1 protein-coding gene is annotated in these 1457 nt (G+C 64.5%); it reads left to right on the top strand.

The annotated features are described in order from the left end of the window. Positions 1-108 precede the first annotated feature (108 nt). The gene (locus Q8S30_RS02005) at positions 109-1137 is read left to right on the top strand and encodes an IS110 family transposase (protein WP_066813779.1); all 1029 of its coding nucleotides are present in this window, start codon (positions 109-111) and stop codon (positions 1135-1137) included. Positions 1138-1457: the final 320 nt, after the last annotated feature.

Here is a 1457-nt window from a genome sequence, read left to right as displayed (position 1 = left end):
CGCCCCAATGACTGAGAAGATGGGGTGGATGCCGCTCTCCCCCGACGGCATCGCAATGTGCCAAGCTTGTGGTGTCGAAAACACAAGTAAGGACAGGAGAGGGCATCCATGGAAGAAGTTACCATCATCGGCATCGATCTGGCAAAGAACGTGTTCCAGCTGCACGGGGCCGCGGCGGACGGGCGGCCCGTATTTCGCAAGAAGCTCACGCGTCTGCAGTTTCAGCGGTTCATGGCAGCGCAGCCGCCGCGCACGGTGGCCATGGAAGCCTGTCCGAGCTCGCATTACTGGGCACGGGAACTGGCGAAGCTCGGCCACTCCGTGAAGGTGATCTCGCCACAATACGTCACGCCGTACGTCAAGAGGCAGAAAAACGATGCAGCCGACGCGGAAGCAATCGCCGAGGCCGCGACCCGCCCTCACATGCGCTTCGTCGAACCCAAAAGCGCCGAGCAGCAGGCCCGCGCCGTGGTGTTCCGCGTCCGCCAGAAGGTCATCGCGCAGCGCATCGAATTGGTGAACGCACTGCGTTCGCATCTTTACGAGTTCGGCTACATCGCGCCGGTCGGCCTGCAGCATCTGCCGAAGCTGGTCGCGGTGCTGGAGGACGAGACCAGCGATCTGCCCCGACCCGCGCGGATCGCCTGCCGTGGCATCCTGCGCCAGATCGAGAGTCTTGGCGCCGAGATCGCCGCGCTTGATGCCCAGATTGCGGAGCTGTCGAAGGAAAGCCGCTGGGCCAGGCTGCTGCAGACAATGCCCGGGGTCGGTCCGATCACCGCCATGGCCATCGAGTCCTTTGCACCGCCCATGGAAACCTTCAGACGCGGGCGCGACTTTGCGGCCTGGCTCGGCCTTGTGCCACGACAGAGCTCGTCCGGTGGCAAGGCGCGATTGGGCAAGGTGTCGAAGGCCGGCCAGCACGACATCCGGCGATTGCTAGTGGTCGGCGCCATGGCCGCGACGGTGGGCGCCTGTCGGCGCGGCATCCCCAATGACACATGGCTGGGAAAGCTGATGCTCAGAAAACCGCGCATCCTCGTGGCCATCGCGCTCGCCAACAAGATGGCGCGGCGCATCTGGGCGATGCTGACGAAAGGCGAAAGTTACCGAGATCCGGCCCTGGCGGCGGCGTAAGCCCGCTGCCGGTTCGCCGGATATCGGGGATGTGAGGAAGGCATGAGCTGAATGGACAACTGATCGACCGGATCGGGGCAGGGAAAACCAGCGAGACGCGTAGGGCTTCGAGCCCGGTGAGAAGTCTTGGACCCGGCCCGCGAACCACCATCCCGGCCCGCGGCGCATGTGAAGAGCCGCATCTCAGAGGCCTGACACAAGCGCGCACTCGATCACACGTTCAAGAGGTTCACGATGTCCTTGCATTCCGAGCGGCATCCACACAAGCGCGTCTCCGTGCGGCTCTCCGCTGTCGGCGGGCGCCAGGTGCGTGCCGAGCT

It is taken from the genome of Frigidibacter sp., assembly GCF_030695035.1.
Lineage (GTDB): Bacteria > Pseudomonadota > Alphaproteobacteria > Rhodobacterales > Rhodobacteraceae > Frigidibacter.
Note: the sequence above shows the minus strand (reverse complement) of the source record. Positions and strands in the feature narration are given on the sequence as shown.